Source organism: Cupriavidus sp. GW821-FHT07C08 (assembly GCF_059419025.1).
In genome coordinates, this window is sequence record NZ_JBWKQZ010000004.1 from 254,527 (window position 1) to 279,191 (window position 24,665).

General features: G+C 67.6%; 24 protein-coding genes and 2 tRNA genes. 8 read left to right on the plus strand and 18 right to left on the minus strand.

Annotation, left to right across the window (positions count from 1 at the left end):
- Positions 1-74 precede the first annotated feature (74 nt).
- Positions 75-422 (plus strand): type II toxin-antitoxin system RelE/ParE family toxin, encoded by a 348-nt coding sequence (locus tag AC07UK_RS08035; RefSeq protein WP_494685600.1) that lies wholly within the window; start codon positions 75-77, stop codon positions 420-422.
- A gap of 11 nt (positions 423-433) precedes the next feature.
- Complete coding sequence (locus AC07UK_RS08040; protein ID WP_035815276.1) at positions 434-769, plus strand: HigA family addiction module antitoxin; 336 nt, start codon at positions 434-436, stop codon at positions 767-769.
- A gap of 49 nt (positions 770-818) precedes the next feature.
- On the opposite strand, the gene AC07UK_RS08045 is transcribed toward AC07UK_RS08040, so the two are convergent.
- The 3 genes from AC07UK_RS08045 to ribA form a co-directional block, all read right to left on the minus strand.
- Positions 819-2,189, minus strand: a complete 1,371-nt coding sequence (locus tag AC07UK_RS08045; protein ID WP_494685601.1) for a serine hydrolase domain-containing protein — start codon at positions 2,187-2,189, stop codon at positions 819-821.
- A 46-nt stretch (positions 2,190-2,235) separates the two neighbouring features.
- Positions 2,236-2,715, minus strand: a complete 480-nt coding sequence (locus tag AC07UK_RS08050; protein ID WP_013953223.1) for a MarR family winged helix-turn-helix transcriptional regulator — start codon at positions 2,713-2,715, stop codon at positions 2,236-2,238.
- 178 nt (positions 2,716-2,893) lie between these two features.
- On the minus strand, positions 2,894-3,490 hold the full coding sequence (ribA, locus tag AC07UK_RS08055) for a GTP cyclohydrolase II (protein ID WP_013953224.1): 597 nt from the start codon (positions 3,488-3,490) through the stop codon (positions 2,894-2,896).
- 266 nt (positions 3,491-3,756) lie between these two features.
- Here ribA and AC07UK_RS08060 point away from each other — a divergent pair, with 266 nt between their 5' ends.
- Positions 3,757-4,287, plus strand: coding sequence for a riboflavin biosynthesis protein RibA (locus AC07UK_RS08060; protein WP_494685602.1), 531 nt, complete (start codon positions 3,757-3,759; stop codon positions 4,285-4,287).
- Here AC07UK_RS08060 and AC07UK_RS08065 read toward each other — a convergent pair whose 3' ends face one another.
- Positions 4,288-4,758 (minus strand): Lrp/AsnC family transcriptional regulator, encoded by a 471-nt coding sequence (locus AC07UK_RS08065; protein WP_010814564.1) that lies wholly within the window; start codon positions 4,756-4,758, stop codon positions 4,288-4,290.
- Between the two features lie 152 nt (positions 4,759-4,910).
- On the opposite strand from AC07UK_RS08065, the gene AC07UK_RS08070 reads away from it, so the two are divergent.
- Positions 4,911-5,243: an AsnC family transcriptional regulator gene (locus tag AC07UK_RS08070; protein ID WP_494685603.1), complete on the plus strand. Its 333-nt coding sequence runs from the start codon at positions 4,911-4,913 to the stop codon at positions 5,241-5,243.
- Positions 5,244-5,261: 18 nt separating this feature from the next.
- Here the strand turns inward: AC07UK_RS08070 and AC07UK_RS08075 are convergent, their stop codons facing one another.
- Positions 5,262-6,185: a LysR family transcriptional regulator gene (locus AC07UK_RS08075; RefSeq protein ID WP_316157116.1), complete on the minus strand. Its 924-nt coding sequence runs from the start codon at positions 6,183-6,185 to the stop codon at positions 5,262-5,264.
- Between the two features lie 130 nt (positions 6,186-6,315).
- Between AC07UK_RS08075 and metE the strand changes: the two genes are divergently transcribed.
- Positions 6,316-8,691, plus strand: a complete 2,376-nt coding sequence (metE, locus tag AC07UK_RS08080; protein WP_494685604.1) for a 5-methyltetrahydropteroyltriglutamate--homocysteine S-methyltransferase — start codon at positions 6,316-6,318, stop codon at positions 8,689-8,691.
- 88 nt (positions 8,692-8,779) lie between these two features.
- Here metE and AC07UK_RS08085 read toward each other — a convergent pair whose 3' ends face one another.
- From AC07UK_RS08085 to AC07UK_RS08110, 6 genes are all read right to left on the minus strand, one after another.
- The gene (locus AC07UK_RS08085; RefSeq protein WP_494685605.1) at positions 8,780-10,195 is read right to left on the minus strand and encodes a DUF1254 domain-containing protein; all 1,416 of its coding nucleotides are present in this window, start codon (positions 10,193-10,195) and stop codon (positions 8,780-8,782) included.
- A gap of 255 nt (positions 10,196-10,450) precedes the next feature.
- Complete coding sequence (pcaD, locus tag AC07UK_RS08090; RefSeq protein WP_494685606.1) at positions 10,451-11,230, minus strand: 3-oxoadipate enol-lactonase; 780 nt, start codon at positions 11,228-11,230, stop codon at positions 10,451-10,453.
- A gap of 39 nt (positions 11,231-11,269) precedes the next feature.
- Positions 11,270-11,554 carry a muconolactone Delta-isomerase gene (gene catC, locus AC07UK_RS08095; RefSeq protein WP_494685607.1) on the minus strand — a complete coding sequence of 95 codons (285 nt, stop codon included), beginning with the start codon at positions 11,552-11,554 and terminating at the stop codon, positions 11,270-11,272.
- A gap of 52 nt (positions 11,555-11,606) precedes the next feature.
- The gene (locus tag AC07UK_RS08100) at positions 11,607-11,903 is read right to left on the minus strand and encodes a YciI family protein (protein ID WP_114133069.1); all 297 of its coding nucleotides are present in this window, start codon (positions 11,901-11,903) and stop codon (positions 11,607-11,609) included.
- A 41-nt stretch (positions 11,904-11,944) separates the two neighbouring features.
- Positions 11,945-13,285, minus strand: a complete 1,341-nt coding sequence (locus AC07UK_RS08105; RefSeq protein ID WP_494685608.1) for a short-chain fatty acid transporter — start codon at positions 13,283-13,285, stop codon at positions 11,945-11,947.
- A 215-nt stretch (positions 13,286-13,500) separates the two neighbouring features.
- Positions 13,501-13,878, minus strand: a complete 378-nt coding sequence (locus AC07UK_RS08110; protein WP_114133071.1) for a short-chain fatty acid transporter — start codon at positions 13,876-13,878, stop codon at positions 13,501-13,503.
- Positions 13,879-14,103: 225 nt separating this feature from the next.
- Here AC07UK_RS08110 and AC07UK_RS08115 point away from each other — a divergent pair, with 225 nt between their 5' ends.
- Positions 14,104-15,801 carry an MBL fold metallo-hydrolase gene (locus AC07UK_RS08115; RefSeq protein WP_494685609.1) on the plus strand — a complete coding sequence of 566 codons (1,698 nt, stop codon included), beginning with the start codon at positions 14,104-14,106 and terminating at the stop codon, positions 15,799-15,801.
- An 88-nt stretch (positions 15,802-15,889) separates the two neighbouring features.
- Positions 15,890-15,966, plus strand: a tRNA-Arg gene (locus tag AC07UK_RS08120).
- A 90-nt stretch (positions 15,967-16,056) separates the two neighbouring features.
- Here AC07UK_RS08120 and AC07UK_RS08125 read toward each other — a convergent pair.
- Positions 16,057-16,950, minus strand: a complete 894-nt coding sequence (locus AC07UK_RS08125) for a hydrolase (RefSeq protein WP_436223163.1) — start codon at positions 16,948-16,950, stop codon at positions 16,057-16,059.
- 265 nt (positions 16,951-17,215) lie between these two features.
- Here AC07UK_RS08125 and AC07UK_RS08130 point away from each other — a divergent pair, with 265 nt between their 5' ends.
- Complete coding sequence (locus AC07UK_RS08130) at positions 17,216-18,973, plus strand: GGDEF domain-containing protein (RefSeq protein WP_494685610.1); 1,758 nt, start codon at positions 17,216-17,218, stop codon at positions 18,971-18,973.
- Positions 18,974-19,089: 116 nt separating this feature from the next.
- Here the strand turns inward: AC07UK_RS08130 and AC07UK_RS08135 are convergent.
- The 6 genes from AC07UK_RS08135 to AC07UK_RS08160 form a co-directional block, all read right to left on the minus strand.
- Positions 19,090-19,176: transfer RNA gene (locus AC07UK_RS08135), tRNA-Leu, on the minus strand.
- A 95-nt stretch (positions 19,177-19,271) separates the two neighbouring features.
- On the minus strand, positions 19,272-20,558 hold the full coding sequence (locus tag AC07UK_RS08140) for an amidohydrolase family protein (protein ID WP_436223161.1): 1,287 nt from the start codon (positions 20,556-20,558) through the stop codon (positions 19,272-19,274).
- 76 nt (positions 20,559-20,634) lie between these two features.
- Positions 20,635-21,327 (minus strand): TetR/AcrR family transcriptional regulator, encoded by a 693-nt coding sequence (locus AC07UK_RS08145; protein ID WP_494685611.1) that lies wholly within the window; start codon positions 21,325-21,327, stop codon positions 20,635-20,637.
- Complete coding sequence (gene upp, locus AC07UK_RS08150; protein ID WP_013953240.1) at positions 21,327-22,013, minus strand: uracil phosphoribosyltransferase; 687 nt, start codon at positions 22,011-22,013, stop codon at positions 21,327-21,329. Before upp ends, AC07UK_RS08145 begins: the two co-directional genes overlap by 1 nt.
- Positions 22,014-22,085: 72 nt before the next feature.
- On the minus strand, positions 22,086-23,408 hold the full coding sequence (locus AC07UK_RS08155) for a URC4/urg3 family protein (RefSeq protein ID WP_013953241.1): 1,323 nt from the start codon (positions 23,406-23,408) through the stop codon (positions 22,086-22,088).
- Positions 23,405-24,643 (minus strand): GTP cyclohydrolase II, encoded by a 1,239-nt coding sequence (locus AC07UK_RS08160; protein WP_013953242.1) that lies wholly within the window; start codon positions 24,641-24,643, stop codon positions 23,405-23,407. Before AC07UK_RS08160 ends, AC07UK_RS08155 begins: the two co-directional genes overlap by 4 nt.
- Positions 24,644-24,665 lie beyond the last annotated feature (22 nt).

Below are 24,665 nucleotides of genomic sequence, written 5' to 3' on the forward strand. Positions count from 1 at the left end.
GAAAAGAATTGGTATCGATCACGTCGCACGGAATCAGACAAGTGACGGTGCGGCGCGAGAGGCGAGCGGCTTTCATGGACGTTCGTCCCAGGCCAATGCCTGACTTTCGCTGTATTGCTATTTATCGATTACCGATATACGATATGATCCAGTCATTCAGATGTTTCGACACCGCTGAACTGTTCGCGGGCCGCTGCGTACCACGCTTCGGCAATATCCGCGCCGTGGCCGAACGCAAGCTGCGGCTGCTGCAGAGCAGCGTCGACGCTGGAGTTCCTGCGTTCGCCGCCGGCAACCGCCTGCAGTTGCTGACGGGCGACCGCAAAGGCCGCTACAGCATCCGCATCAACGAACAGTGGCGCATCTGCTTCATCTGGACCCACGACGGCCCCGCGGCCGTTGAGATCATCGACTATCACTGAGGAAGACTGACATGGTTCGCTTCAAGGACGGCATGCGTCCCATCCACCCGGGCGAAATCCTGCGCGAGGATTTCCTGGTACCGCTCAACATGAGCGCCAACGCCCTGGCCCTCGCGCTGCGCGTGACCGCGGCGCGCATCAACGACATCGTCCGCGAGCAACGTGGCATCACGCCGGACACCGCCCTGCGCCTGGCGCGCTATTTTGGCGGCGATGCGCAGTCGTGGCTGAACTTGCAGCTGGACTATGACCTGAAGGTCGCGCAGCGCGACCACGGCGAGCGGATCATGGCGGAAGTGGCGCCGCGCAATGCGGCGGCGGCCGGTCAGCCGGCTGCGGAAAAGTAGCGAACGGTGTTACCGGGGCGACGCTGCGCACGCCGCCCGGTCCATCACCCTATCGCATCAGCGTTTCGGCCAGCGCCCGGAAAGCGCGGAACGTGATCGGATTGTTGGCCGCGTTGCCGGCCACGGGGTGCGACGCGTAGCGCACGATGGTCAGCTCGGCCTTGGGGTCGATATAGATGCGCTGGCCATGGATGCCGGCGGCCTGGAACATGCCGTGGCTGTCGTGCGAGACCCACCACATGTCGCGATAGCTCCAGCCCGGCAGCACCGGCGCGCTGGCCGACCTGGCAAACTGGTCCCGGTCGCCGCCGCCGCGGATATCCGCCACGACCGAGGCCGGAATGATCTGCTTGCCGTTGAAGCGCCCGTTGCCGCGGATGGTCTCGCCAAAGCGCGCGAGGTCGCGCAGCGTGGTGTTCAGCCCTCCGCCGCCCGACTCCGTGCCGATGCTGTCCACAGTGAAGTACGCATCCTGCTCAGCTCCCATCGGTTGCCAGATCCGTTCCGAAAGCAGCTTGGCCAGCGACTGCCCCGAGGCCCTGCGCACGATCCACGCCAGCACCTCGGCATTGACCGTCTTGTAGGCGAATACCGCATTGTGGTCGCCTTCCTTCTGCAGGGTCTTCAGGAAGTCGTAGAACGTCCCCGCGCCGCTGTAGCCCGCCGGGCGGGCCAGCATGCCGCCCGCACGCGCGTAGTCCCACACCTCTGCCTTGGGATTGGCATAGTCCTCGGAGTAGCGCACGCCGATGGTCATGTCCATGACCTGACGCACCGTGGCGTCACCGTAAGCCGTGCCAGCCAGTTCGGGCAGGTAGCGCGTCACCGGTGCCGCCGGGTCGAGCTTGCCGTCGGCCGCGAGCATCGCGGCCAGCGTGCCGACGAAAGACTTCGTGACCGACATGGCGATATGGGGCGTGTGCCCGTCAAGCGCGCCGAAATAGCGCTCATAGATGACCTTGCCCTTGTGCATCACCAGGATGCCGTCGGTGTAGGTCAGCGCCAGCATCTCGTCGAAGGTGCGACGGGTGCCATCGACATCGGTGAATGCCACAGCGCCGATGTCGCGTTCCGCCCGCGGCAGCGCGCTGGCCGGGCCGGCGCCGCGCCAGACGGACGCGGTCGGCACCAGTTCACGGATATGCGAGAACAGCCAGCGATTGCGCGGAAACCTGTCGGCGCCCGGCGTATGCGTGATCAGCTTGTCCGGCGGCGGGGGGAAGCCCTGCATCCAGCCCAGGCGGTTCGGGTCGCTGTCCAGCGCGGCGACCAGCGTCGGCGCCGCGGCTGCCGGGGCGGCCGCACTCCCGGCGGTGCTGCCGGCGCTCTGGCTCCAGGCCGGCAGGCTGGCCGCGCACAGCGCCATGCATGCCAGGCGGCGCCAGGGGCGCGAGGATTCCGGAAGGGTCTTCAACGACATGCTGTCTCCTTGCATTGTTTTGATTGAGGGATTGCCGCCCGCAGGGCTAGCCCGCCTGCGCATCCGCGCCCTGCTGATGCTCGATCAAAGCCGCGGTCAGCTTGTCGATGCAGCGGTCCAGCGTCTGCACTTCCGCTTCCGTCAGCACGGAGAGAAACATCTTCTCCAGCACGTCGCCGCGCTGGTACGTCTGCGCGACCAGTGCTTCGCCCGCCGCTGTCAGGTAGAGGTTCAGCTGCCTGGCATCGGCCTCGCCGACTTCACGGCGCAGCAGGCCCCGCTTTGCCAGCGCGGTGACCAGCTTGGAAGTCACCGTTTTCTCCAGCAGCACCAGTTCGATCAGGCGCGTCAGCGTCAGGCCCGGCTCCAGCCCGGCAAAACGCAGCACACGCAACTCCCGCAGGCCGATCCCGAACTCGCGCTCGTAAAAGCCGGAGGCAGAGCTCTTGGTCATTTCACAGAGGCGGTTCAAGCGGAACGACATGAATTCCAGGATGGAATCGGTGGTGCTGGCAGTGTTGGACATGGGAACGGGTGATCAGGCGGCCAATAGATTCTATGGGCAATAGTTTCCATCAGCAACTAACCGAGGGTAAGTACGGTTCGACGGGCTACCGCCTGGCAAAAGAAAAGGCCCGCCCCAGGATTCCTGGCAGCGGGCCTGTGCAGGCAGCGCGGCGGCTGCCTTCAGTACTCAACAGCGATCAGTCAAGCAGGTGCCCCATGCGCGTGCGCTTGGTGGCCAGGTACTTCTCGTTCTCGGCGTTGGACGGCACGATGTGGCGCAACTGCTCCGAGACCGTGATGCCGGCCTTCTCGAGCGCGGCGGCCTTGAGCGGATTGTTGCTCATCAGGCGCACGGACTTGACGCCCCACTGGTGCAGCAGATCGGCGGCAAAGGCGTAGTTGCGCGCGTCGATTTCCTGGCCCAGGGCCAGGTTGGCGTCGACCGTGTCGAGCCCGCCGTCCTGCAGGCGGTAGGCGCGGATCTTCTCGGCCAGGCCAATGCCGCGGCCTTCATGCCCGCGCAGGTACAGCAGGATGCCGCGGCCTTCGGCCGCGATCTTTTCCATTGCGAGCTCGAGCTGCGGGCCGCAGTCGCACCGGCAGGAACCGAAGACGTCGCCGGTCAGGCATTCGGAATGCATGCGGATCAGGACGTCATCGCCCGTCACATCGCCCACGCTGAGAGCCAGGTGTTCGATGCCTGAATCGGCGCCCTTGAAGGCGTGCGCCGTAAAGTCGCCGAATCGCGTCGGCAGGCGCGCCGAGTCGATCAGCTCAATTTCTGTGTCATTCATACCGGAATTCGTGGTCAAAAGGCGGGGGCGCGGCCCGGCACCGCCGACATTATGAGCGGAATTGCGCCTTCGCGCTCGGATTCCCCGCCGTGGCGGGACGGGGCGGCCGTCGGCGAAGTCCTACAGCAGTACGGGCGATCCACTTATGCAGCCGCTTCGGGCGGGTCGGTAGACTCGGTTTACAGGACATCGCCGGAGCCGTTCCAGGCATCCGAAGCGCATTGCGCATCACCTGACGGCGGCCCTCGGCCCCAGCAGGAGCAGGCATGACCGGTAATCCCTTGAACGCTGAGCAAGCCAGTACCAAGATCGCAGCACTGTTCGATACCAGGTCGGCAGCCAGCGACGCCGCCGAACGGGTCTGCCATGAGGCCCACCTCAGGCACCGGCAGGTACGGCTGGTGCATCCATACGAAGCGCACTTCGGCCGCAAGCTGGAGCCCGAGAACGACGCCATCGCGCGCACCGCGGTGCGCTCGCACCTGATGATGGGTGCGCTGGGCGTGGTGATCGGGCTGGCCATTGTCGGCATCCTGCACCGGCAGGAGGTCGAGGCCGTCATGGACAGCCCGGGCCTCGCCGCCGGGGCGGCCATCTTCCTTGGCCTGGTGTTCGGCATGCTGCTGGCGGGGCTGATGACTGCACGGCCGGACCATCAACTGGTGATTACGCCGGTGCGTGAGGCCGTGCAGCATGGCCGCTGGGCGCTGCTGGTACACCCGACCACGCCGCAGCAATGCCACGAAGCCCTGCGCGCGCTGCGCAACACCACCGCAGAGGTTCTCAGGACAGCCTGATCAGGGCTCGACCGAAGGCTCGCGCTTGAGGGTGCGCAGCACAAAGGTCGAGCGGCTGTGGCGCAGGCCAGGCAGCTTGTAGAGCTTGTGCCGCAGGAATTCCTCATAGCCCAGGGTCCCCGCCACGGCGACCTTGATCAAGTAGTCATATTCGCCCGTCAGCAAGTGGGCCTCCATCACCTCAGGCAATTCCGCCAGGGCCTTGCCGAAGCGGTACAGCATGTCGTCGTCGTGCCGCTCGAGCGTGACCTCGATCAGCACGGTATCGGGCAAGCCCAGCGCCTTCTGGTTCAGCAGCGCGGCGTAGCCTTCGATCACCCCGCTTTCTTCCAGCGCGCGCACGCGGTTCCAGCAGGGCGTGGCCGACAGGCCGACTTGCTCGGCCAGCCGCGCATTGGACAGGCGGCCATCACGCCGCAGTTCACGCAGGATGCGCCGGTCGGTGTCGTCGAGTTTGGGCGGCTGTGCCATCGCAATCACTCACAAGAAAATAAACATCCCCAAATTCTGCCATACATGGATACTTATTCTTCAATATGCTCCATTCAGGAGAAAATAGAGAAGCCAATTCTGCGAAACGGCTGGTAAATTTACCTTATCGAACGACCTGCCGGAAACGACACATGCCAGCCGCCACCCTCCCCACCCTGCGCCTCTCGCTGCGACTCGAAACCGCCGATCTGTTCGGCGCCATGGAATGGGTGCTGGCCAATGCGCGCCGTACCGGCCTGGCGCCGGCGCAACTCAGCTTCGACGCCGCCACGCAGGTGCTGCATGCCACCCTGACGGCGGAGGATGCCGGCCTGCTGTGGCTGTTCCTGCGCCGCCTCGACAATGGTTTCGACGTGGAACTGCTGTTTGCCGACGTGGATGACCCGGACAGCGACGCCGTGGCCGACCCGGCGCCGCGCGTCGCCACGCACCGCACCGACAGCGAGTTCGCGCTGACCGCCTGATACCGGCCCCTCTGCGGGCTACGCGGCCTGCGGCAGCAGCTCGATCCCATCGAGCTGCGCCGCGCACGTATCGCGCACGATCGAGACAAAGTCCGCCACATAGGGCCGGCGCGCCATCGCCGCCGGCACCGTGGCGTAGAGTTCGCTCCACAACCCTCTGGCGCCGATGCGCTTGGCCAGCACGTAGTCGTGGTCAACGTAGTTCTTCACGCCCCAGTTGGGCAGCGCCGCCACGCCGCGGCGGCTGGCTACCAGCTGCAGCACCGCCACCGTCAGTTCCGCCGTGCGCCGTTCCAGATGGATACCGGCAGGCTCCAGCACCTCGCGGATCAGGTCGATGCGCTGCTCCGGCACCGGATAAGTAATCAGCGTTTCGCCGGCCAGGTCCCCGGCTTCGATGCGGCGCTTGTTGCGCAGCCGGTGTTCATTGGCGATGACCGCCAGGATCTCGAAGCGGAACAGCGGCGCCACCTCCAGCCCGCGCCGGGCTGCCGGCAGCGAGCCGATCACCATGTCGGCGCGGCCGTCGCTGAGCAGCGCGATCGGGTCGGCGTGGAAGCCCGCCACCAGGTCCACCTCCACTTCCGGCCAGCGGCGGCGGAACTCGTCCATCACCGGCATCAGCCAGTCGAAGCAGGTATGGCATTCCAGCACCACGCGCAGCTCGCCACGGGTGTCGCCCTTGAGCCGTTCGATATCGCGGTCGGCGGCGCTGACAGCGGCCAGCACCTCGCGCGCCAGCGCCAGCAGGCGTTCGCCCGCCGGCGTGAAGCGCAGCCCCTGGCGCGTGCGGTCGAACAGCGGCAGCCCATAGTGCGATTCGATCGCCTTGATCTGGTGCGACAGCGCTGACTGGCTGACATGCACGCGCTCGGCCGCGGTGGCCAGCTTGCCGGACTCGGCAATCGCCACCAGCGAGCGCAAATGGCGGACTTCGATCATGCCGTGCCTCCGCTGGCTCGCCTGCCCAGCTTGATATGAAACTGATTCATATGTTGTTTAAAACTTGTCGCTTGATTCATTTTACGGGCAAACCGACACTGTGCGCCAGACATCTTCCGGAGCAACATCCATGGCACGCACCCATATCCTTGGCTTTCCCCGCATCGGCGAACGCCGCGAACTGAAATTTGCGCAAGAAGCGTTCTGGCGCGGCGATCGCACCGAAGCCGAGCTGCGCGAAGTCGCCGCGCAACTGCGCCGCCGCCACTGGCAGCTGCAGGCCGACCAAGGCCTGGACACCGTCGCCACCGGCGACTTTGCCTATTACGACCAGATGCTGAGCCTGACCGCGCTGCTGGGCGCGCTGCCGCGCCGCTTCGGCTTCGATCCGGCCCAGCTCACGCTGACGCAGTACTTCGAGCTGGCGCGCGGCAACCGTGAGCAGCCGGCCATGGAAATGACCAAGTGGTTCGACACCAACTACCACTACCTGGTCCCGGAACTGGACGCCGAGACCACCTTCGACGGCGGCCCGGCATGGTTCTTCGAGGAAGCCGATGAGGCGCTGGCGCTTGGCCTGCGCGCGCGCCCGGTGCTGATCGGGCCGGTCACCTACCTGTGGCTGTCCAAGAGCCATGTGGCAGGCTTTGACCGCCTGACGCTGCTGCCGCAACTGCTGCAGGGCTATCGCCGCATCCTCGGCCAGCTCAAGGCGCGCGGCATCGAATGGGTACAGATCGACGAGCCGGCGTTGTGCCTGGACCTGGAGCCGGCCTGGCTCGACGCGTTCGACACCGCCTACGCTGCCTTGCGCGAAGCCGGACCCAAGCTGCTGCTGGCCACCTATTTCGACACCGCCGCCGACCATGCGCAGCGCGCCGCCGCCCTGCCGGTCGATGGCTTCCATATCGACCTGGTGCGGGCGCCGGAACAGCTGGCAACGTGGCAGGCCGCGCTGCCCGCGCACGCCGTGCTGTCGCTGGGCGTGATCGACGGCCGCAATATCTGGCGCACCGACTTGCGCCGGGTGCTGGACACGCTGCGCCCGGTGCAGGCCGCGCTGGGCGAGCGCCTGTGGCTGGCACCGACGTGCTCGCTGCTGCATGTCCCGGTCACGCTCGCGCATGAAGTGCGCCTCGATGCCGAGCTGAAGTCGTGGCTCGCCTTCGCCACCGAAAAGCTCGACGAGCTGTCCGTGCTGGCCCGCGCGTTGAACGAGGGCGACGACGTCGTCGCCGAAGCACTGGCGGCATCCGACGCCGCGCAGGCCTCGCGCCGCGCCTCGCGCCGGGTGGTCAACCCGCGTGTGCAGCAGCGGCTGGCAGCCGTGAGCGCCGGCATGGCCAACCGCGCCAGCCCCTTTGCCGAGCGCATCGAGCGCCAGCGCCAGGCGCTGCAGCTGCCGCTGTTGCCGACCACCACGATCGGCTCGTTCCCGCAGACCGCCGCCATCCGCCAGACCCGCGCCGCCTTCAAGCGCGGCGAGATCGGCGCACTCGAATACCTGGAACGCATCCGCGCCGAGATCGCCGTGGCCGTGCGCAAGCAGGAAGCACTGGGGCTGGACGTGCTGGTGCACGGCGAAGCCGAGCGCAACGACATGGTCGAGTACTTCGGCGAGCAGCTGTGCGGCTACGGCTTTACCGAGAACGGCTGGGTGCAGAGCTATGGCTCGCGCTGCGTCAAGCCGCCGGTGATCTACGGCGATGTGTACCGGCCCGAGCCGATGACGGTCGATACCGCCCGCTATGCGCAATCGCTGACCGAGCGGCCGATGAAGGGCATGCTCACCGGCCCCATCACCATGCTGCAGTGGTCCTTCGTGCGTGACGACCAGCCGCGTGCCACCACCGCGCGCCAGCTGGCCCTGGCCATCCGCGATGAAGTGTGCGACCTGGAGCAGGCCGGCATCCGCGTGATCCAGATCGACGAACCCGCGCTGCGCGAAGGCCTGCCGCTGCGCCGCGCCGACTGGGATGCCTACCTGGACTGGGCCGTCACCGCCTTCCGGCTGTCGGCCAGCGGCGTGCAGGACCAGACCCAGATCCACACCCATATGTGCTATGCCGAGTTCAACGACATCCTGCCCGCCATCGCGGCCATGGACGCGGACGTGATCACCATCGAGACCTCGCGCTCGGCGATGGAACTGCTGGAAGGCTTCGGCGACTTCGACTACCCGAACGAGATCGGGCCGGGCGTCTACGACATCCACTCGCCGCGGGTGCCGTCGGTGCAGGCCATGGAGCGGCTGCTGGACCGCGCCTGCGAGGTGGTGCCGCCGCAGCGGCTGTGGGTCAACCCGGACTGCGGCCTGAAGACGCGCGGCTGGGAAGAGACCGAAGCAGCGCTGGCCAATATGGTCAGCGCGGCCCGCGCGCTGCGCGCGCAGCTGTCGGCGCGGGGCGCAACGACATGGAAGCGAGTCAGCAAGCCGGCAGGCGCCACCGGTGCGGTGCCCCACGCCAGCGGCGCCTGCACGGCCTGCGCCACGCACGCGCACTGAGGCGGCGCAGCGCCAATTGCGCGGCAGGAAAAGACAAAGGCCGCATGCCCTCACAGGCATGCGGCCTTTGTCCTGGATGGCGGCTTCGTCAGTTCACCCGCATCACTGCCGGCGGCATCCAGTTGCCGTCCAGCAGCACCTGCTCCGGCCAGTACGCGCGCAGCATCATGTTCAGGCCATCGGGCGGCGCCGGCAGCCAGTTCGCCGCCTTGGCGCCGGCCGGGCGCTCATGCTGGATATAGATATCGAGCGAGCCGTCGCGGTTGTAGCGCAGGCGGTCGCGGCTGCCCACGGCGTAGCGCTGGATCGGGTTGGGAATGAACGCCTGCCGGTCGTTGTACAGCGTCAACGACCAGAACGCGCGTGCCGGCGGCAACTGGTCCTTGTCGAAATGCAGCACATAGCTTGCCCCGCCCTGCAGCGGCCTGCCGTTGGCATCCGTGCGGGTGGAAGCGTAGATCGCGTCTTCGGGCAGATTGGCCCCCAGGCCCACCCACGCGGTCACCGCGCGGCGGCCGTAGCTGGTGCCATAGGTGCCCAGGTCGCGATGCATGACCCAGCCGTTGCCGGCATCGGCATTGCCCTTGCGCGCGCCCTGCACGATGGCCGCCAGCGCCGCGGTGGCGCCCTCCTGCACCGCGCGCGCGGTGGAGGGCTCCATCACCGTGGTCTTGAACGGCACCCCGGGGGTGATGCCCATGCGGCGGAGCTTGTCGACCATGGCGGCATCGGCCGGCGCCGGCGGATTGGCCGGCAGCAAGGCGGCAAAGCGCGTGAAGAAGGCCTGTGCATCCATTGCCGCCACCTGCTCCACGGGCGAGCTTTCGGTGTCAATGGCCGTGGGCCGCGGCGCAGCCTTCTCGGCCACGCGCCGCCCGCCACCCCAGGCCGACAGCGGCGTCAGCCGGTACTGGTCCTGCAGCCGGTGCACCGCCGGGAAGTCCTGCTTGCCATTGGTCTGGGTGCGGCCGATCAGCCAGACCATCGACGTGGGCGAGCGGATCTCCTGCATGCCCTTGGGCAGCGTGCCGCGCCAGTCAGGCCCGGTGATGACGAAATTGCCGCGGCGGGTGCCGGTGGTGCGCTTCCCGGGCGACGCGAACACATTGGTCCACGCATCCATCAGCGGCATCAGGTAGTAGCGCCCTTGCGTATCGGGCACCGACAGGATGACCGGCTCCCTGGACAGGTCGAGCCAAGCCGACGAATACAGTGTGTCGGCGTTGGGGCTGACCACGTCGGTGAAGCTTGCGTCCGGGAAGGTGCGCTTGTGGCTGAAGGTATTGACCGGCGTGCGCAGCGCCATCAGCTCGCGCGTCACGTCCATCAGCACCATCGGATAGGCGAAGGTGAAGACCTCGGCGGACAAGGCCTTCATGGCCTGGTCGGACGGCGGTTGCTCGGCGACTGCCGGGCTGGCCCCGTGATCCGGCGTTGACACACAACCGGACAGCATGACGGCGAGCGTGACCGCGCTCGCCAGTTGACGAAAGGAAGGCTTCATGACCCCGTTTTCCCAATGTTTTTGCGGCTTTTCGGGCGTTGCGGCTATGACTGCCGGCATGTCTTCCCGAAGGCGCATCTATTCCGTGCGCATCTTGTCCGCACGCCGGTGACCTGTCAATTCCCATGAAGTCGGGAAGCGAGGGCAAGCGCACCGAACGCCGGCGGCATCGGTCAGGGGTGAATCATAAAGCACTATAAGGGGTGATGAAAGCCGCACGGATGGCTGCAGCCGGGATCTTTCCCCCCTCAAGCCTCAGCGCGTCAGGAAATCCAGCACCACCTTGCTGAATGCCTCGGCCTGCTCCAGGTTGGAAATATGTGCGGCCTCCAGCTCGACATAGTGGGCGCCCGGGATCGTCTGCGCCAGGAACACGCCATCGCGCGGCGGCGTGGGCAGGTCGCCCGAGCCGGCGATAACCAGCGTCGGCGTGGTGATCTTTTCGATTTCCGCGCGCAGGTCGGCATCGCGCACGGCCAGGCAGTTGGCCGCATAGCCCGCGGCCGGGCTGGCGCCGAGCATGGCGCGCAACGATGCCACCAGCCCCGGATGCGCGGCCGCGTACGGCGGGGTGAGCCATCTGTCGACCACCGCGGCCGCGATCGATGCCACGCCTTCGCGCTCGACCGCCGCGGCGCGGCTGGTCCAGTTTTCCGGCGGGCCGATATAGGCAGCGGTATTGCACAGCACCAGCTTTTGCAGGCGCGGGCCATGGTTCAGGGCCAGCCACATGCCAGTGATGCCACCCATCGACAAGCCGCAGAAACTGGCCTCGCCGATGCCAAGGTGATCGAGCAGCGCGATCACGTCGCCGCCAAGTTGCGCGATGCTGTACGGCCCCCCCGGCACCGACGACTCGCCATGGCCGCGCGTGTCATAGCGCAGCACGCGGAAGTGCTGGCTGAAGGCCGCCACCTGCGGCTCCCACATGCTGAAGCTGGTGCCCAGCGAATTGGACAGCACCAGCACCGGCAGGTGCTCGGCGCCATCGAGGCGGTAATGCAGTCGGACGTTGGCGAGGTCAGCGTATGGCATGGCGTTTGACTCAGGATCAGGGGGCTGGGTGGCAGGCGCTCAGTTCGCCGCGATGGCCGAACCATGTTGCGCCAGCGGCGTGACCTTGATCTCCATGTACGGGTACAGCGGCAGCGTGGTCAGCAGCGTGTGCAGTTCGTCGTTGTCGCCGACATCGAAGATGCTGACGTTGGCGTACTGGCCCACCACGCGCCACAGGTGGCGCCACTTGCCTTCGCGCTGCAGGCGCTGCGACATGGCCTTCTCGTCGGCCTTGAGCTGCTCGACCAGCTGCGGATCGAGCGATGCGGGAATCTTGACGGTCATTTCGGCCATGAACAACATGGGGTCTCCTTGTCTGGGGTACGGTGGGATGGAGGCAGCGTGGACCGCCTCGTCAAAGATGGCGCACGCCGTCGAGATAGGCCTTGCGCCAGCGCACGATGCGCACCTCGGCAAACAGGCCCGCCTCGGTGAACGGATCGGCGTCGATGAATTGCTGTGCCGCGTCGCGGGTGTCGACATCGACGATATAGATGCCGCCGCCGGCGTCCGAGCCATCGTCATTGAGCTTGGCGCCGCAGGCCAGCAGCAGCGCCTTGTTGGCTTCCAGGTAATCCAGGTGGCTGGCGCGGGTGGCCTGGCGCACGTGCTGGTGATTGGGCTTGTCGACGGTCTCGATCAGGTACGGCATGGCAGTCCTCCTGTCAGCGGCACGCTGGCCGCGCGTCAAAGTCAGGCAATCTGCGCGCCCCACAGCAGCAGCGCGGCAATGTAGATCAGGCCCACCCAGAACATCATGATCACGGTGTAGCCCATCACGTCCTTCAGGTTCAGCTTGGACAGCGCCAGCGCCGGCAATATCCAGAACGGCTGCACCAGGTCATTCCAGGCATTGCCGAGCATCACCGACATCGAGGTCTGGCTGACCGAGCTGTTGATGGCCTTGGCTGCATCGACCATGAACGGGCCCTGGATCATCCAGTGGCCACCGCCAGAGGGCGCGAAGAAGTTGATCACGAACGAGCTGAGCAGCCCCCAGAACGGCAGCGTCTGCGGCGTGGCGATCTCCACGAACACGCGCGAGATGGTATCCACCAGCCCCGAGCCGGCCATGATCGCCATGATGCCTGCATAGAACGGATACTGCAGGATGATGCCGGAAATGGTCTTGATGCCTTCGTTTAGCTTGGCCACGTAATTGACCGGCGTGCCCAGCAGCAGCACGCCCGCGAACAGGATCAGGAAGTTGATCAGGTTCAGGTCGAGCGAGCCCCCCTGCGTGAAGTAGATGAGCGCGTAGGCCATGCCGCACAGGCCGATGGCCAGGCTCAGGATGCGGCTGTTGTTCAGGCGCGCGGCCAGGGTGTTCTCGCCGCCCATGCTGTGGGCCGAGCCGGTCTCGGCCTTGGCGGGTGCCTGGTCGCGGCGGATCTCCAGCACATCGGCCGGGTTGCGCGGATGCAGCCAGGCATTGAGCAGCGGCAGCGTGACGATCACCGCCAGGCTGGTCAACAGCATCGGCGTGGAGAAGATGGTTTCAGACAGCGGGATCACGCCCATCAGCTTTTCCATCGGGTGGCCCGGGGTGGAGATCAGCACCGGGATGCTGGCCGACAGGCCCAGCCCGTACAGGGTGAAGCCGCTGTACGCGGCCGCGATGATCAGCGGGTAATGCACGCCACGGACCTTCAGCGCCAGCTTCCTGGCGATGATGCCGCCAATCACCAGCCCGAAGCCCCAGTTCAGGTAGCTGCCGATGCCGCCCACCAGCGTGGCGACGATCACCGCGGTGCGCGGCGAGTGCACCGCACTGACGATGCGGTCGAGCATGCGGTCAGTGAACGGCGCGGTGGCCAGTACATAGCCCATCGCCAGGATCACCGCCATCTGCGTGGTGAACGCCAGCAGGTTCCAGAACCCCTTGCCCCAGCTGACGATCACGGCCGGGGCTGCCTGTCCTTGCACCGTCACCGCCAGCGCCATCGTCAGCAAGGTCAGGCCGATGGCAAATACAAAGGGATCCGGCAGGTACCGGCGCATGAGTTCGGTGAAGAACCCGGCGATCTTGCTCATAGTTTCCTTGTCTCCAGTTTCAGCCAAAGTTACGCCATTAGAACTACAGTTCTATATGCGAACTTTGTGAATATACGTGGCTATGCTAATGGCCGGTCGACCGGTAGGTCAAGGAAATGGGGAAGCGCGATTACATCCGTTTCGCGCAACAATTATGGGATTCGCCGCCCGGCATTTTCAGCGCAGGCGTCCCGCGATGCGGCCGATCGGCTGGATCAGTACCGCATCTGCACATCGTCGACCTTGCCCGTGCGCGCGTTGTACAGGCAGGCATAGTGGAAGCTGATCGCCGACGAACTGTCGTCAGGCTCGAACACACCCTCCCCATTGACCGAAGTCTGCGCATTGGGGCGCAGGTAGTACTGCTCGCGGTCGGCCATCAGCATCACGCTGCCGGGCTGCGGGTAGCGGCGCTTGAGGGCTTCCGCCACGGCCGGCTCGCAGGCCCTGGACGCGGCCCTGGAGGCGGCTTGTGGATCGACGGTGATGCGGGTGGTGGCCGGGGGCACAGGGCGCGGTGCCATCTGCGGTGGCGTTTCGCAGGCGGCCAGCAGGCACACCAGCGGCAGGCACAGGCAAGAAGCTCGGATCACGCGGACCTCCTCCGAAGCAGGGCGCCGGCAACGGCATCCCAAAAAGTGAAGCGGAGCTATCAGGTTACTGCCTCCGGCCTGAAAAGCCAAAGCCGGCGCGCCCCGGCAGCCCGGGGCAACCCCCGGCGATAGCGAATCTTTGAACGCGGCTAAACTATGGCTCGCGGCAGCGCCCCCAGGTTCCAGCCAGTTGCGCGCCGCCAGCACAACCAAGATGCCGACACAATGACAACCACAGAGACAAGCGGCAACCGCACTGCCACTCCTGCCCCCCTGCTGCGCGCCGCCGCCAGCCTGCTCGTCGTGCGCGATGCGCCGGCCGGCATGGAAGTGCTGCTGGTACGCCGCGTCGAACGCGCCAACGACCGCAGCAGCGGCGCCTACGTTTTTCCCGGCGGCACGCTCGACGCGCAGGACAAGGCCCTGCACGCGCATGCCCACGGCCTGGACGACATCGTTGCCAGCGAACGCCTGGGCCTGCCGGCCAGCGGCCTGGACTTCTACCTGGCCGCCTTGCGCGAATGCTATGAAGAGGCCGGCCTGCTGTTTGCCTGCGACCGCGACGGGCGCCTGCAGTCGCCGCACCAGCTCGACGCCGCCCGGCAGGCGCTGCTGCGCGAGGCGGTGCAGCGCGGCGGCCCCGGCCTGGCCCACGCTTGCGAGCAACTGGGCCTGCGCCTGGCTGCCGACCGGCTCGCCTATCACAGCTACTGGCTGACGCCGCCAGGCCTGCCCAAGCGTTTCGATACGCGCTTCTTTGTCGCCATCGCCCCCGAAGGCCAGGTGGCCGTGCCCGACGGCACCGAGATCGTGGAGCACCGCTGGATCCGCCCCGGCGAGGCCGCCGATCCCGCCAGCGGCCTGGCGCTGATGCACGTCACGCGCCGCACGCTGAGCTCGATCGCACAGTTTGAGAGCGCCGCGGCCTGCTTCGCTTATTACTCGCAGCTGCGCGGCATTGCCTGCATCATGCCGCGGCTGGCCACCGGCGCGGCCGGCGTGCGCCCGGTGATGCCCAACGAGCCGTGCTACGCCGAGATCGGCCGCATCGATCCCGACGGCAACACGCACGGCCGTTATGAGCTGGCACCGGTCGTGCCGGTACGGCTGTCCGAGCGCGTCTGGCGCGTGACCGCCAACAACGGCAACGTGATGACGGGCCCGGGCACCAACACCTACCTGGTAGGCGGCGGCGCGCGCAATGAATGGGCCGTGATCGATCCGGGCCCGGACGATGCCGAGCACGTGCGCGCCATCCTTGCTGCCGCACCCGGTCCGATCCGCTGGATCCTCGCCACGCATACCCACCTGGACCACTCGCCCGCGGCCGCCGCGCTGCAGGCCGCCACCGGCGCCACGGTACTCGGGCGTGCCGCGCCAGCCGGCCAGTGGCAGGACGCCACCTTCGAACCACAGCGCGAACTCGACCACGGCGAGCGCCTTGCCATCACCGAGGACTGCACCCTGCGCGTGTGCCACACGCCGGGCCACGCCTCGAACCACCTCTGCTACCTGCTGGAAGAAGAAAAGACCCTCTTCACCGGCGACCACGTGATGCAGGGCTCGACCGTCGTCATCGGCCCGCCCGATGGCGACATGCGCGCCTACCTGGACTCGCTCGCCGCGCTGCAGGACGAAGACCTCGACTGGCTGGCGCCTGGGCATGGCTTCCTGATCGCGCGGCCGCAGGACGCCATCCGCATCCTGGTCCGGCACCGGCTGCAGCGCGAGGCCAAGGTCGCTGCCGCGCTGCGCGAACTGGGCCCGGCACCGGTCAGCGAGTTGGTCCTGCGCGTCTACGACGATGTGCCGCCGCGCATGCACCCGGTCGCGCAGCGCTCGCTGCTGGCGCACCTGCTCAAGCTGCGCGATGACGGCAAGGCGCAGGAAGCGGACGGCATCTGGTCGGAAGCCACGGCGTAGCGCTGGCGCGGGCATCGGGGCCGGTTGAAGTTTTTTGGCGGGGGGCTTGCGCAAACCAGAAATTGCGCTACAATGGCGCCTCTCGTGTGCGGCTGTAGCTCAGTTGGATAGAGTACTTGGCTACGAACCAAGGGGTCGTGGGTTCGAATCCTGCCAGCCGCGCCACCTATGCAGTAAGAAAAAGGGCTTCCGTTTCCGGAAGCCCTTTTTTCATTGCGGCGCTCGCATTTGGCGCCGCCCTCCCTGTTACCACCCCTACCACCGATAGCGCGCCCCGACCGTTCCGCCCGGGTTGCGCCCTGCCCTCACCTTGAACCACAGCTTCATGCCGGTCGACGTATTGCCATGCGCGCCGATGTTGAAGGAGAACAGCCCGCGCAGCAGGTCGGCATCGATCTTGGTGCCATTGATGTTGATGACTTGCTTGCGGCTGTCCTGCCACCAGTCTGCCTCGACGAAGGGATAGATGCCGGCCAGCCGCGTCGGCTGCGCGCCGTACAGGCGCACGCCGATACCGGCGGCGCTGGCATCGCCGGGCATGGCTTCCATCGGCATGCCGGAGACGGGAGACGTGCCAGGCTGGTAGGCCAGCTGCAAGCGCGGCTGGATGGTCAGCCCGCCTGCGCGCGGCACCACGGCATCGACCGCCAGCGCCATGGTGCGCACGCGACTGTCGGTAAAACCGCCGGCGCTGGTGATGTCGTCCAGGTGCAGTGACACCCGGCGCGGGCGCTCCATGGCGGCGGTTTCACGGTCCACCGCGGCAAGGCCGGGAGCATCGTCATCGGGCCCGGCGCCGGTGGCAAGCGTTAACGCGGATGGGGACGACGGCGGCAGCGCGGCATACTCGACGTTGACGGGCTCGGCGGGCGTGGCGGACCAGGCAGGAGAAGCGGTGTCGGCAACCAGCAGATCAGGCACGTCGGCCATGGCGGGCTGCCCGGGTTGCGTCTGCAGCGGCTGGTCCCAGCCGGAGACGCCATGGTTTTCCGGAACGGCGTCCTCTGCATGGGCCAGTGCACACATCAGCATGGCCAGGATGACGCTGTACTGCAGGTGATGCAGGACCATGCCGGGGTGCGCGGCACGTGCGTGCCACCCGGGGCAAGTCCCCGCCTCCCTTTCTCTCGATGACAAGACCGTAGTCATGGCAACCACCTTCGGACGTTATATGTGCCTGCCCGATGAGTTTGAGCATAGGTCAAATGCCCTGCCAGCGTTAGCCGGGAGTGTTCGGCCGCGCGCGCGCCGCGCGACGCTGTCGGCCAGCAAATTTGGCCTGGCCGCTGCGCCTTTTCGTCAATAATGGCGGTCATGACAAATCTTGCAGACATAGCCCGGCATGCTGCCGCCGGGGGCAAACCTTATGGCCTTGTGGCGACGTGCGTGCCGGCGTGAGCCCGAACCCGGGGGCATGGCGCCGCCAGCCGGGCGCAGCCGCAGCCTGAAGCGCAAGCTGGCAGTCGCCACGGCGGTCGGCGGGCTCTGTACCCTGGTGCTCGCCGCGCTGGTGATGGCCCGCTCGTATGGCGACTTCACCTCGGCGCGGCAGAACCTTTACGACATCTCGGCGTACCGCGAGCTGCTGGAGGCCGCCAACGTGCTGTCCGCGGAACGCGGACCGGCCAACAGCGTGCTGGGAGAGCCACCCTCGCCCCACACCGCCGCGCGCGAACGCCTGCAAGCCTTCCGCGCCCGCAGCGACGCCGCGCTGGCGCGCCTGGCCACGCCGCCGCCGGCACCCTTCGGCCTGCACCACCACCACCTGCCGCCGCTGATGGTCGAGCGCGTGCGCGAACGCCTGGCGCTGGCGCGGGCCGAGATCGACGATCTCGCCGGGCGCCCGCGCCAGGACCGTGACATGGACGAGATCCGCCATGCCATCGAAAGCATGTTCGAGGTCGTGGACGCGCTGCAGCCGGCCCTCGCCTGGCAGGTGCGCGAACTCTCCGCCTGCGACGACGGCCTGGCGGCGCCGGCGCTGACCGGCAGGATGCTGGGCGACCTGCGCGAGTATGGCGGGCGCATCGCCTCGCAGATCATGGCGCCCCTGGCGGCGCGCCAGCCGATGCCGGTGCAGAGCCTGGTGGATGCCACGCGCTCGCGCGGCCGGCTGCTGGAGCTGTGGCAGCTGGCGGGCCCGGCGTACAACATGTACGGCGCCGTGCCCGCGCTGGAGCAGGCATACGCCGACGCCGGGCACCAGTTCATCGGCCAGGGCCTGGCCATGATCGACAGCCTGATTGCGCAGGGCCGCGTGTCGGGCCATTACTCGATGACGCCGACGGAGCTGACCAACCGCTATGTGCGCACGCTGGAGCCGCTGGAGCGGCTGCGCAGTGTATTCTTGGATGAGGTGGTCGCGCATTTCACCGCAACGCGCGCCCAGGCGCTGCGCGAGCTGACGGCCGCGTGTGGCACGTCGGCGCTGATCCTTGCCGTGCTGGGCTACGTGCTGGTGTTCACGCAGCGCTCGGTGTTCCTGCCGCTGCTGCGCGCCGGCGACGAAGTGATCGGCCTGGCCGAGGCGCGCGGCCACCCGCACTACGCTGCGCCAGCGGCGTCCACCAGGCCCGCGGCGGAGATGCGGCGCCTGTTCGATGCCATCGAGATCCTGCGCCGCAAGCTGCGCGAGCGCGCCTCGCTGACCGCGCAACTGGAACACCAGGCGCGCACCGACAGCCTGACCGGGCTGCTGAACCGGCGCGCGCTGGAACTGGTGGCCGCGCAGTACGCGGCACATGACAGCGCCAGCCTGGTGCTGATCGACGTGGACCGCTTCAAGCGGATCAACGACCGCCACGGCCATGCCGCCGGCGACCAGGTGCTGCGCGACCTTGCTGCGATGATGCGCGCGCTGGTGCCGCCCGAAGGCGTGCTGGCACGCTTCGGCGGCGAGGAATTCGCGCTGCTGCTGCCGCACGGCAAGCCGGGCGAGGCCGCCGCGCTGGCCGAAACCCTGCGCGCGGAAGTTGCGTCCCGCCCGGTCTACCTTTCCGGCAGCACCCAACTGCGCGTCACCGCCAGCTTCGGCGTGGCCATCGGGCGCGGCGGCGAGCGTCACTGGCAGCGGCTGTTCGGCGCGGCCGACGCTGCCATGTACCGCGCCAAGGCCGAAGGGCGCAATTGCGTGCGCGAGGCACAGCGCGAGGAAGGGGTGGCAACCGGCTGAACCAGGCCGACCCCGGAACCAGCACGGAAACCATGGACGAAAAAAAACCGCATTGCTGCGGGTTTTTTCCGGGCTGAAACGAAGAAAGGCTCGCTTGCGCGAGCCTTTCAAAATATTGGTGCCCAGAAGAGGACTCGAACCTCCACAGTGTTGCCACCGCTAGGACCTGAACCTAGTGCGTCTACCAATTCCGCCATCTGGGCTTCGTTTCGCTGCATTGCTGCTGCGATGCGAAAAAAGAAATTATGCCGAGCGTGACAAGGACTGTCAACACCCTGACGCAAAAATTTTGTGCTCCCTATTGCCCGTCGCCGCGCCGCAGGAAGTCCACCTGCGCCGGCCGGCCAGGCAGGTCCAGCGCGGCCATCGCCGGGGGCATGCTGGCGATGGTCTTGCCGGCACGCAGCACCCGCAGCCGCGTGGCGCGCAGGCGGATCGCCTCCACCGGGTCGCGCGCCTGCAGCAGCACCAGGTCGGCGCGGCAGCCAGGCGCCACGCCGTAGCCGTCCAGCCCCAGGATCTGCGCGGGCGTGGCGGTCACCGCGGCAAAGCAGGCGCGCATTGCCTCCTGCCCCGTCATCTGCGCAACGTGCAGCCCCATGTGCGCCACTTCCAGCATGTCGCCAGAGCCCAGGCTGTACCACGGATCCATCACGCAATCGTGGCCGAACGCCACCGGCACGCCGGCCGCCAGCAACTCCGGCACGCGCGTCATGCCGCGGCGCCGGGGATAGGTATCGTGCCGCCCCTGCAGCGTGATGTTGATCAGCGGATTGGCGATCGCCGCCACGCCGGCCTCGCGCATCAGCGGGATCAGCTTGGACACGTAGTAGTTGTCCATCGAATGCATCGAGGTCAGGTGCGAGCCCGCCACCCTGCCCTGCAGGCCGAGCCGCACGGTCTCGCTGGCCAGCGTCTCGATATGGCGCGACAGCGGGTCGTCGCTCTCGTCGCAGTGCATGTCGACACGCAGGCCGCGGTCCGCCGCCAGCTCGCACAGCAGCCGGACCGATTCGGCGCCTTGCGCCATGGTGCGCTCGAAATGCGGGATGCCGCCGACCACGTCGACGCCCATGTCCAGCGCGCGCTTCAGGTTGTCCAGCGCGCCGGGCGCGCGCAGCGCCCCGTCCTGCGGGAACGCCACCAGTTGCAGGTCCAGGTAGGGACGCACGCGCTCGCGCACGTGCAGCAGCGCCTCCACCGCCAGCAGCCGCGGGTCGCACACGTCCACATGCGAGCGGATCGCCAGCAGCCCGCGCGCCACCGCCCAGTCGCAATAGGCCAGCGCGCGCTCGACCAGCGCTTCTTGCGTCAGCATCGGCTTGAGCTCGCCCCACAGCGCGATGCCTTCGAGCAGCGTGCCCGACTGGTTCACGCGCGGCAGCCCGTACGACAGCGTGGCGTCCATATGGAAGTGCGCATCGACGAACGGCGGCGTCACCAACTGGCCGGCCGCATCGATCTCCTCGGCGGCGCGCGCGGCCAGTGCCGGCTCAACCGCGGCGATGCGGCCTGCGGCAATGCCGATATCGATGTCGGTGCGCCCGTCGGGCAGGTTGCAGTGCCGCAGGATCAGGTCGAGCATGGGGGTCTCTCAGGCAGGAGGCACGGCGATGTTCTCACGGCGCCGGCTCCGGCGCCACGGTGCGCGGGTCCAGGCGTCATGCGCGCCGGCCGGGCGCCGCGGGCTCGGGATCGAGTCCGCAGCCGCGCAGCAGCAGTGCCACCAGGTGCTCGGTGGCCTGCGCATAGTCCTGCTGCTCCAGCTGGCTGACGCCGAGCACCGCGCATACCTGCGACTCGAAATCCGCATAGGTCTGCGTGGCCGCCCAGATCGTGAAGAACAGGTGCTGCGGGTCGACCGGCGCCATCTGGCCGCGGTCGATCCACTGCTGCACCACCGCCGCCTTGCGCGACACCAGTTCGCGCAGCACCTGCCGCAGGACCTCGCCGATCTCATGCGCGCCGTGCAGCAGCTCGTTGGCAAATACGCGCGATGCATCCGGATGACTGGCCGACAGCCGCATCTTGGCGCGGATGTATTGTTCCAGCGCCACCTGCGGCGGCAGCTCGGCGCGGATGATGTCGGTCTCCGACAGCCACAGCTGCAGCGTATGCGCCAGCACGGCGCGATACAGCGCCTGCTTGGTGCGGAAGTAGTAATGCAGGTTGGACTTGGGCACGCCGGCGCGCATTGCGATCTCGGCCATGGTGGCGCCGGCAAAGCCCGCGCGCGCGAAGACATGCTCGGCCGCGTGCAGGATCATGGCCTGGTTCTCCTGCCGGATGCGCCCGCCCGGGGCATCGTGCGCGGGCAGCGGGCGCCGCGCCGCGGCGCTGGCGGGCGTGTCCATCAGCGCGTGCCGTAGAGGCGGTCGCCGGCATCGCCCAGCCCGGGCACGATATAGCCGTGCTCGTTGAGCGTGTCGTCGATGGCCGCGGTGACGATGCCGACCTCAGGGTGCGCTGCGCGCAGCGCGCGCAGCCCGGGGCGCGAGGCGATCAGGCACACGTACTTCATGGTGGTGACGCCGGCCTCTTTCAGGCGGTTCAGCGCGGCGATGGCCGAGTTGCCGGTGGCCAGCATCGGATCCACCACGATCACCATGCGCTCCTGGATGTCTTCCGGCATCTTGAAGTAGTACTCGATCGGCTCCAGCGTCTCGGGGTCGCGGTACAGGCCGATATGCCCGACGCGCGCCGCCGGCAGCAGTTCCAGCATGCCGTCGATAAAGCCGTTGCCCGCGCGCAGGATCGACACCAGGCACAGCTTCTTGCCCGACAGCACCCGCGACTGCATCGGCGCGATCGGCGTGCGGATGGCGACGGTCTCCATGGCCAGGTCGCGCGTGGCTTCATAGGTCAGCAACTGGCTGATCTCGCGCACCAGCCGGCGGAAGTTGTCGGTCGTGGTCTCCTCGCTGCGCACCAGGGTGACCTTGTGCTGCACCAGCGGGTGGTCGACGACCAGCACGCCGGGCAGGCCGGCAGCATCGGCATCGAGTGGGTCAACAGCGGGAACAGCGGACATGTCGTTCATGGTGACGCTCCTGATGCCACGTTTCACATGCAATGCCTGCCAGCAACGTCGGCCGCCTGGCGGCCGACGTGCTCAGAACACGGTGCCGTCGCTGATGATGGCGAACGGCGGCGCGCCACCCGGGCGCCGCTTGGCGGCAATGCGGCGCCCCGCCGCCCAGGTGCCGCCTTCCAGCACGCGCGCCAGCGGGAAATTTTCTTCCTGCAAGCCAAGCGCCTGGCGCACGCCGTCGGCCACCAGGTCCAGGCCGGTCACGGTCAGCGCGCGCCATTCGACGATCACGGGCTCATCCACCGCATGCGGCACGGCGGCAAAGCCGGGGTCGCGCGGCACCATCAGCTCGAAGTCGTAGAGCAGGCCGCCGTTGCGGTATTCGGGAAGGCCCGTCAGCGCATCCAGCCCGGTCACGGTCAGGCCGGCGTCTTCCAGCGGCTCCAGCAGCGAATAGGTCAGCCATTGCGTGAGCTTGTGGAACGGCACCAGCCCGCCAGGCGCGGCCGGATGCCGCCAGCAGTCGCCCAGCGACACGCCTTCGACAATGATCCGCCCCGGCCATACCGGCCCCAGGCCAACCAGCAGCGTACGCAGCAGGAAGCCGGCGTCGAGCTGCCCGTTGACCGCATGCGCCTTCAGGTAGTCGTACAGGTTGCCCAGCCGCGCCGGCCGGCCGAACAGCGCCGGGGTCGCCTCCATCACCTCGCCCAGGCGGCGCAGCAGGCCGGCGCGGCCTTCCAGCCCCACCAGCGGGTTGTGCTGCGCGACCTGGAAGGCGTGGGCGATGCTGTCGGCATCGATGCGCTGCAGCCGCTCGGCGTCCGCGCGCAGCGGATCGCCCGGCGCGGCCGAGAAGCCGCCACGCGCGAACAGGACGAAGCTGGCCACGCCCAGCCCTTCCGAGCGCGTCAGCACCAGATCGCTGGCCGGATCGCGGTAACGCCAGTCAGGGCCGGCGCCGGCATCCAGCAGTACGCTTGGAATCACCAGGTCGATGCCGATGCGGGCGCGCTCCTCGCGGTGCTCGGGCCCGCTCAGCGCGGCACGCTCGCACAGCACCTGCCAGCGGTCCGCGCGCTGGTCGACGGCGCCGCTTTCAAAATGGCGCCAGCGGCTGTGGTACGGCACCTGCAGGTCCGGATAGCGCTGGCGGATGGTGCTGGCGACATAGTCGGCAATGGCATGCACGCGGTCCGGATGCCAGGTGAAAAGCTCGGACGCGCCGCTGGCCACGTGTTCGGTGACCGCCGCGCAATGCGTGCGCACCGCCTCGGCACACAGCAGCGCCGAAGCGGGATGCCCTTCCGGCACCGGGCTCAGCCAGCCGGCACCCGGCCGCATCTCGTTACCTGTGCCCTGGCGGTCCATGCCGGGCTTGCCATCCTCGGGAAACATCGTCATTCGTTCAACCCCCTGCCCTTTGCCAGGGCCAGTTCGTTCGCATCCGGCGGCGTGTAGTGCGTAAAGTAGCCGGCGGCCACCTTGGCATCGATCTCGACACGGGCATCGGCGGGGATCAGGGCCTCGGGGATGGCCACCTGCTCGACCACCTCGATGCCCTGCGCCACCAGCGCGCCATGCTTCATGTTGCTCATCGACGCCCAGCGGTCGATGCGGCGGATGCCCAGCCAGTGGAACACATCCGGCATCAACTCCTGGAAACGCATGTCCTGCACGCCTGCCACGCATTCGGTGCGGGCAAAGTAAGTCTCGGCACGGTCGCCGCCCACCTGCCGCTTGCGGGCGTTGTAGACCAGGAACTTGGTCACCTCGCCCAGCGCGCGGCCCTCCTTGCGGTTGTAGACCACCAGCCCGACACCGCCCTGCTGCGCCATCTCGATGCACACCTCGATGCCATGTGCCAGATACGGCCGGCAGGTACAGATGTCTGACCCGAACACATCCGATCCGTTGCATTCATCGTGCACGCGGCACGCCACGCGGGTCTCGGGCTTGCCCAGCTGGCTGACGTCGCCGAAGAAATACAGCGTCATGCCGCCGATGGGCGGAAGGAACACCTTCAGGTCCGGCCGCGTCACCAGTTCCGGGAACATGCCGCCGGTCTGCTCGAACAGGCTGCGGCGCAGCACGCTTTCCTTGATGCCGAAACGGGCCGCCAGCCCGGGCAGGTACCACACCGGGTCGACCGCCGCCTTGGTCACGCGCACGTCGCCATTGGCATGGAGGATGTCGCCGTCGGGCTTGAGGCGGCCAGCCGCAATGGCAGACACCAGCTCCGGCATGTTGATATGCGCGCGGGTGACGGCGATGGTCGGGCGGATATCCACGCCGGCCGCGATGCGGTCGGCAAAGACGGTGGACACCAGGTGCCCCCAGGGATCCAGCGAAACTATCTTCTCCGGATCGCCCCACTGCGGATGCGGGCCGATGGCCTCCGCCGGCGCGGTATCGGTCAGGTCGGTGCGATGGTCGCGCTGCAACGCGCCCGCGGCAACCGCCAGGGCCCGGTAGATGGCGTAGGCGCCAGCATGAGTGCCGATCACATTGCGCTGTGCCGGATTCGCCAGGCTGGCGATGACCGGCCCGCGCTCGGCCGCCGTGGGGGCGCCCCAGTGGATGGGCTCGGCCGGCTTGTCGCGGCGTGCGTGTGAGGTGAGGACGATATGGTCGGACATGGCACCCTCGGTTCCCGATGGA

Bases quoted from the DNA above. Each gene is read 5' to 3' on its own strand.
- AC07UK_RS08035 (WP_494685600.1), top strand. From the start codon at position 75: ATGGACGTTCGTCCCAGGCCAATGCCTGACTTTCGCTGTATTGCTATT.
- AC07UK_RS08040 (WP_035815276.1), top strand. From the start codon at position 434: ATGGTTCGCTTCAAGGACGGCATGCGTCCCATCCACCCGGGCGAAATC.
- AC07UK_RS08045 (WP_494685601.1), bottom strand. From the start codon at position 2,189: ATGTCGTTGAAGACCCTTCCGGAATCCTCGCGCCCCTGGCGCCGCCTG.
- AC07UK_RS08050 (WP_013953223.1), bottom strand. From the start codon at position 2,715: ATGTCCAACACTGCCAGCACCACCGATTCCATCCTGGAATTCATGTCG.
- ribA (WP_013953224.1), bottom strand. From the start codon at position 3,490: ATGAATGACACAGAAATTGAGCTGATCGACTCGGCGCGCCTGCCGACG.
- AC07UK_RS08060 (WP_494685602.1), top strand. From the start codon at position 3,757: ATGACCGGTAATCCCTTGAACGCTGAGCAAGCCAGTACCAAGATCGCA.
- AC07UK_RS08065 (WP_010814564.1), bottom strand. From the start codon at position 4,758: ATGGCACAGCCGCCCAAACTCGACGACACCGACCGGCGCATCCTGCGT.
- AC07UK_RS08070 (WP_494685603.1), top strand. From the start codon at position 4,911: ATGCCAGCCGCCACCCTCCCCACCCTGCGCCTCTCGCTGCGACTCGAA.
- AC07UK_RS08075 (WP_316157116.1), bottom strand. From the start codon at position 6,185: ATGATCGAAGTCCGCCATTTGCGCTCGCTGGTGGCGATTGCCGAGTCC.
- metE (WP_494685604.1), top strand. From the start codon at position 6,316: ATGGCACGCACCCATATCCTTGGCTTTCCCCGCATCGGCGAACGCCGC.
- AC07UK_RS08085 (WP_494685605.1), bottom strand. From the start codon at position 10,195: ATGAAGCCTTCCTTTCGTCAACTGGCGAGCGCGGTCACGCTCGCCGTC.
- pcaD (WP_494685606.1), bottom strand. From the start codon at position 11,230: ATGCCATACGCTGACCTCGCCAACGTCCGACTGCATTACCGCCTCGAT.
- catC (WP_494685607.1), bottom strand. From the start codon at position 11,554: ATGTTGTTCATGGCCGAAATGACCGTCAAGATTCCCGCATCGCTCGAT.
- AC07UK_RS08100 (WP_114133069.1), bottom strand. From the start codon at position 11,903: ATGCCGTACCTGATCGAGACCGTCGACAAGCCCAATCACCAGCACGTG.
- AC07UK_RS08105 (WP_494685608.1), bottom strand. From the start codon at position 13,285: ATGAGCAAGATCGCCGGGTTCTTCACCGAACTCATGCGCCGGTACCTG.
- AC07UK_RS08115 (WP_494685609.1), top strand. From the start codon at position 14,104: ATGACAACCACAGAGACAAGCGGCAACCGCACTGCCACTCCTGCCCCC.
- AC07UK_RS08125 (WP_436223163.1), bottom strand. From the start codon at position 16,950: ATGACTACGGTCTTGTCATCGAGAGAAAGGGAGGCGGGGACTTGCCCC.
- AC07UK_RS08130 (WP_494685610.1), top strand. From the start codon at position 17,216: ATGGCGCCGCCAGCCGGGCGCAGCCGCAGCCTGAAGCGCAAGCTGGCA.
- AC07UK_RS08140 (WP_436223161.1), bottom strand. From the start codon at position 20,558: ATGCTCGACCTGATCCTGCGGCACTGCAACCTGCCCGACGGGCGCACC.
- AC07UK_RS08145 (WP_494685611.1), bottom strand. From the start codon at position 21,327: ATGGACACGCCCGCCAGCGCCGCGGCGCGGCGCCCGCTGCCCGCGCAC.
- upp (WP_013953240.1), bottom strand. From the start codon at position 22,013: ATGAACGACATGTCCGCTGTTCCCGCTGTTGACCCACTCGATGCCGAT.
- AC07UK_RS08155 (WP_013953241.1), bottom strand. From the start codon at position 23,408: ATGACGATGTTTCCCGAGGATGGCAAGCCCGGCATGGACCGCCAGGGC.
- AC07UK_RS08160 (WP_013953242.1), bottom strand. From the start codon at position 24,643: ATGTCCGACCATATCGTCCTCACCTCACACGCACGCCGCGACAAGCCG.